This window comes from Kingella denitrificans ATCC 33394, from assembly GCF_000190695.1.
Classification (GTDB): Bacteria; Pseudomonadota; Gammaproteobacteria; order Burkholderiales; family Neisseriaceae; genus Kingella_A; species Kingella_A denitrificans.
Genome location: NZ_GL870930.1, coordinates 1 through 5492, shown reverse-complemented (window position 1 = coordinate 5492; position 5492 = coordinate 1). Strand labels below are relative to the sequence as shown.

General features: G+C 49.9%; 2 tRNA genes and 3 rRNA genes. All 5 read left to right on the top strand.

The window, feature by feature from the left end:
* Positions 1–177: 177 nt before the first annotated feature.
* The 5 genes from HMPREF9098_RS11045 (at position 178) to rrf (ending at position 5451) form a co-directional block, all read left to right on the top strand.
* Positions 178–1714: ribosomal RNA gene (locus HMPREF9098_RS11045) — 16S ribosomal RNA — on the top strand.
* Between the two features lie 85 nt (positions 1715–1799).
* A tRNA-Ile gene (locus HMPREF9098_RS11040) sits at positions 1800–1876 on the top strand.
* 51 nt (positions 1877–1927) lie between these two features.
* Positions 1928–2003: transfer RNA gene (locus HMPREF9098_RS11035), tRNA-Ala, on the top strand.
* A 310-nt stretch (positions 2004–2313) separates the two neighbouring features.
* Positions 2314–5198: ribosomal RNA gene (locus HMPREF9098_RS11030) — 23S ribosomal RNA — on the top strand.
* Between the two features lie 141 nt (positions 5199–5339).
* A 5S ribosomal RNA gene (gene rrf, locus HMPREF9098_RS11025) occupies positions 5340–5451 on the top strand.
* The 16S, 23S and 5S rRNA genes sit together here with 2 tRNA genes alongside, the layout of an rRNA operon.
* The last annotated feature ends 41 nt before the right edge of the window (positions 5452–5492 follow it).

The following is a 5492-nucleotide window of genomic DNA, read 5'->3' as shown; positions in this document are numbered from 1 at the left end:
ATTCGGTATAGTTCGCATCTTCGCTGCTACGGCGGCGGGTTAAGAGAAGTTCTTTAACAGATACAGAATACCGATAAGTGTGAGTGCCTAATGGTCTCACACTGCGACAAAAACAGACAGAGAGAAATTTCTGTTGGTTTCTTTGAAGCAGACCAGAAGTTAAGTAAGTTAGAGATTGAACATAAGAGTTTGATCCTGGCTCAGATTGAACGCTGGCGGCATGCTTTACACATGCAAGTCGGACGGCAGCGGGGGTGCTTGCACCTGCCGGCGAGTGGCGAACGGGTGAGTAACATATTGGAATGTACCGAGTAGTGGGGGATAACCAATCGAAAGATTGGCTAATACCGCATACGTCCTGAGGGGGAAAGCAGGGGATCTTCGGACCTTGCGCTATTTGAGCAGCCAATATCTGATTAGCTAGTTGGTGGGGTAAAGGCCCACCAAGGCGACGATCAGTAGCGGGTCTGAGAGGATGATCCGCCACACTGGGACTGAGACACGGCCCAGACTCCTACGGGAGGCAGCAGTGGGGAATTTTGGACAATGGGGGCAACCCTGATCCAGCCATGCCGCGTGTCTGAAGAAGGCCTTCGGGTTGTAAAGGACTTTTGTTAGGGAAGAAAAGGGAAGTGTTAATACCACTTTTTGTTGACGGTACCTAAAGAATAAGCACCGGCTAACTACGTGCCAGCAGCCGCGGTAATACGTAGGGTGCGAGCGTTAATCGGAATTACTGGGCGTAAAGCGAGCGCAGACGGTTACTTAAGCAGGATGTGAAATCCCCGGGCTCAACCTGGGAACTGCGTTCTGAACTGGGTAGCTAGAGTATGTCAGAGGGGGGTAGAATTCCACGTGTAGCAGTGAAATGCGTAGAGATGTGGAGGAATACCGATGGCGAAGGCAGCCCCCTGGGATAATACTGACGTTCATGCTCGAAAGCGTGGGTAGCAAACAGGATTAGATACCCTGGTAGTCCACGCCCTAAACGATGTCGATTAGCTGTTGGGCAACTTGATTGCTTAGTAGCGTAGCTAACGCGTGAAATCGACCGCCTGGGGAGTACGGTCGCAAGATTAAAACTCAAAGGAATTGACGGGGACCCGCACAAGCGGTGGATGATGTGGATTAATTCGATGCAACGCGAAGAACCTTACCTGGTCTTGACATGTACGGAAGAACTCAGAGACGAGTTTGTGCCTTCGGGAGCCGTAACACAGGTGCTGCATGGCTGTCGTCAGCTCGTGTCGTGAGATGTTGGGTTAAGTCCCGCAACGAGCGCAACCCTTGTCATTAGTTGCCATCATTTAGTTGGGCACTCTAATGAGACTGCCGGTGACAAACCGGAGGAAGGTGGGGATGACGTCAAGTCCTCATGGCCCTTATGACCAGGGCTTCACACGTCATACAATGGTCGGTACAGAGGGTAGCCAAGCCGCGAGGTGGAGCCAATCCCAGAAAACCGATCGTAGTCCGGATTGCACTCTGCAACTCGAGTGCATGAAGTCGGAATCGCTAGTAATCGCAGGTCAGCATACTGCGGTGAATACGTTCCCGGGTCTTGTACACACCGCCCGTCACACCATGGGAGTGGGGGATACCAGAAGTAGGTAGGGTAACCGCAAGGAGCCCGCTTACCACGGTATGCTTCATGACTGGGGTGAAGTCGTAACAAGGTAGCCGTAGGGGAACCTGCGGCTGGATCACCTCCTTTCTAGAGAAAAGAAGAGGCGGTTAGGCATTCACACTTATCGGTAAACTGTAGTATTTAAAGATGCGAAGAAGAAGTAAAGACCCAAGGGTTTGTAGCTCAGGTGGTTAGAGCACACGCTTGATAAGCGTGGGGTCGTAGGTTCAAGTCCTACCAGACCCACCAAACACGTCAGGCGAAAGAAAAGCAAGAAACCGAGTAAAGAAGCAAGACATTGGGGGCATAGCTCAGTTGGTAGAGCACCTGCTTTGCAAGCAGGGGGTCATCGGTTCGATCCCGTTTGCCTCCACCAGTTTTATAAATTAAAGCAATTTTATATTTTAAGTTTTGAAAAATTTTAAAATTTAAGATAGTTTTAATTTGCGAAACAACGCATCGATCTTTAACAAATTGGAAAGCCGAAATCAACAAACAAAGACAATGTTTGGCTGGTGAAACAGTCAGACAGTAAATTTGGGTGATGATTGTATCGATTATCTCTGAAACACAAAAGGCAGAGATAATCCACAACAAAGCAGTAAGCTTTATCAAAGTAGAGTATCTAAGTTGCAGCTGTAGTCAACAACAGGTGTAGCAAAGTCAGAAGGTACTTCAAATGATAGAGTCAAGTGAATAAGTGCATCAGGTGGATGCCTTGGCGATGATAGGCGAAGAAGGACGTGTAAGCCTGCGAAAAGCACGGAGAAGCTGGCAAAAGAGCAATGATCCCGTGATATCCGAATGGGGAAACCCACACAGTAATGTGTATCCTAAACTGAATACATAGGTTTAGAGAAGCGAACCCGGAGAACTGAACCATCTAAGTACCCGGAGGAAAAGAAATCAACCGAGATTCCGCAAGTAGTGGCGAGCGAACGCGGAAGAGCCTGTATGTGATAGCTGTTGAGATAGAAGAAAGAATTGGAAACTTCTACCATAGAGGGTGATAGTCCCGTATTTGAAATTTCAACAGTGGTACTAAGCATACGATAAGTAGGGCGGGACACGAGAAATCCTGTCTGAAGATGGGGGGACCATCCTCCAAGGCTAAATACTCATCATCGACCGATAGTGAACCAGTACCGTGAGGGAAAGGCGAAAAGAACCCCGGGAGGGGAGTGAAATAGAACCTGAAACCTGATGCATACATACAGTGGGAGCACCTTTACGGTGTGACTGCGTACCTTTTGTATAATGGGTCAACGACTTACATTCAGTAGCGAGCTTAACCGGATAGGGGAGGCGTAGGGAAACCGAGTCTTAATAGGGCGCATAGTTGCTGGGTGTAGACCCGAAACCGAGTGATCTATCCATGGCCAGGTTGAAGGTGCCGTAACAGGTACTGGAGGACCGAACCCACGCATGTTGCAAAATGCGGGGATGAGCTGTGGATAGGGGTGAAAGGCTAAACAAACTCGGAGATAGCTGGTTCTCCCCGAAAACTATTTAGGTAGTGCCTCATGTATCACTTCCGGGGGTAAAGCACTGTTATGGCTAGGGGGTCATTGCGACTTACCAACCCATGGCAAACTAAGAATACCGGAAAGTGCAATCATGGGAGACAGACAGCGGGTGCTAACGTCCGTTGTCAAGAGGGAAACAACCCAGACCGCCAGCTAAGGTCCCAAATGACAGATTAAGTGGTAAACGAAGTGGGAAGGCACAGACAGCCAGGATGTTGGCTTAGAAGCAGCCATCATTTAAAGAAAGCGTAATAGCTCACTGGTCGAGTCTTCCTGCGCGGAAGATGTAACGGGGCTCAAATCTGTAACCGAAGCTGCGGATGCACCTAGTGCATGGTAGGGGAGCGTTCTGTAGGCCTGAGAAGGTGTATCGTAAGGTATGCTGGAGGTATCAGAAGTGCGAATGTTGACATGAGTAGCGATAAAGCGGGTGAAAAGCCCGCTCGCCGAAAGCCCAAGGTTTCCTACGCAACGTTCATCGGCGTAGGGTGAGTCGGCCCCTAAGGCGAGGCAGAGATGCGTAGTCGATGGGAAACGGGTTAATATTCCCGTACTTGATTCAAATGCGATGTGGGGACGGAGAAGGTTATGCTGGCAAGCTGTTGGAATAGCTTGTTTAAGCCGGTAGGTGGAAAGGGTAGGTAAATCCGCCCTTTTATTAACACCGAGAAGTAATGACGAGTATCTACGGATATGAAGCAGCAAATACCACGCTTCCAGGAAAAGCCACTAAGCTTCAGTTTGAATCGAACCGTACCGCAAACCGACACAGGTGGGCAGGATGAGAATTCTAAGGCGCTTGAGAGAACTCGGGAGAAGGAACTCGGCAAATTGATACCGTAACTTCGGGAGAAGGTATACCCTCTAATGTGAAGGACTTGCTCCGTAAGCATCTGAGGGTCGCAGAGAATAGGTGGCTGCGACTGTTTATTAAAAACACAGCACTCTGCTAACACGAAAGTGGACGTATAGGGTGTGACGCCTGCCCGGTGCTGGAAGGTTAATTGAAGATGTGAGAGCATCGGATCGAAGCCCCAGTAAACGGCGGCCGTAACTATAACGGTCCTAAGGTAGCGAAATTCCTTGTCGGGTAAGTTCCGACCCGCACGAATGGCGTAACGATGGCCACACTGTCTCCTCCCGAGACTCAGCGAAGTTGAAATGGTTGTGAAGATGCAATCTCCCCGCTGCTAGACGGAAAGACCCCGTGAACCTTTACTGTAGCTTTGCATTGGACTTTGAAGTCACTTGTGTAGGATAGGTGGGAGGCTTAGAAGCAGAGACGCCAGTTTCTGTGGAGCCGTCCTTGAAATACCACCCTGGTGGCTTTGAGGTTCTAACCCAGACCCGTGATCCGGGTCGGGGACCGTGCATGGTAGGCAGTTTGACTGGGGCGGTCTCCTCCCAAAGAGTAACGGAGGAGTTCGAAGGTTACCTAGGTCCGGTCGGAAATCGGACTGATAGTGCAATGGCAAAAGGTAGCTTAACTGCGAGACCGACAAGTCGAGCAGGTGCGAAAGCAGGACATAGTGATCCGGTGGTTCTGAATGGAAGGGCCATCGCTCAACGGATAAAAGGTACTCCGGGGATAACAGGCTGATTCCGCCCAAGAGTCCATATCGACGGCGGAGTTTGGCACCTCGATGTCGGCTCATCACATCCTGGGGCTGTAGTCGGTCCCAAGGGTATGGCTGTTCGCCATTTAAAGTGGTACGTGAGCTGGGTTTAAAACGTCGTGAGACAGTTTGGTCCCTATCTGCAGTGGGCGTTGGAAGTTTGACGGGGGCTGCTCCTAGTACGAGAGGACCGGAGTGGACGAACCTCTGGTGTACCGGTTGTGACGCCAGTCGCATCGCCGGGTAGCTAAGTTCGGAAGAGATAAGCGCTGAAAGCATCTAAGCGCGAAACTCGCCTGAAGATGAGACTTCCCTTGCGGTTTAACCGCACTAAAGAGTCGTTCGAGACCAGGACGTTGATAGGTCGGGTGTGGAAGAGTGGCAACACTTGAAGCTAACCGATACTAATTGCTCGTGAGACTTGACTCTATCATTTGAAGGACTTTGGATTTGGAGAAGGAAACATCATCTACCGAAACCAAAAGACGACAAGATAAAAGCTTACTGATGAATACGATTCGTCACCAAAATCAAAGTTGATCAACGGCTTATCCGATTTGACAGTTTATGTTTGGCGACCATAGCGGTTTGGCCCCACTCCTTCCCATCCCGAACAGGACAGTGAAACAAACCAGCGCCGATGATAGTATAGTCCCTATGCGAAAGTAGGTCATCGCCAAACCCTTATTCAGATCCCCCCTGCACACAGTGCCAGGGGGGATT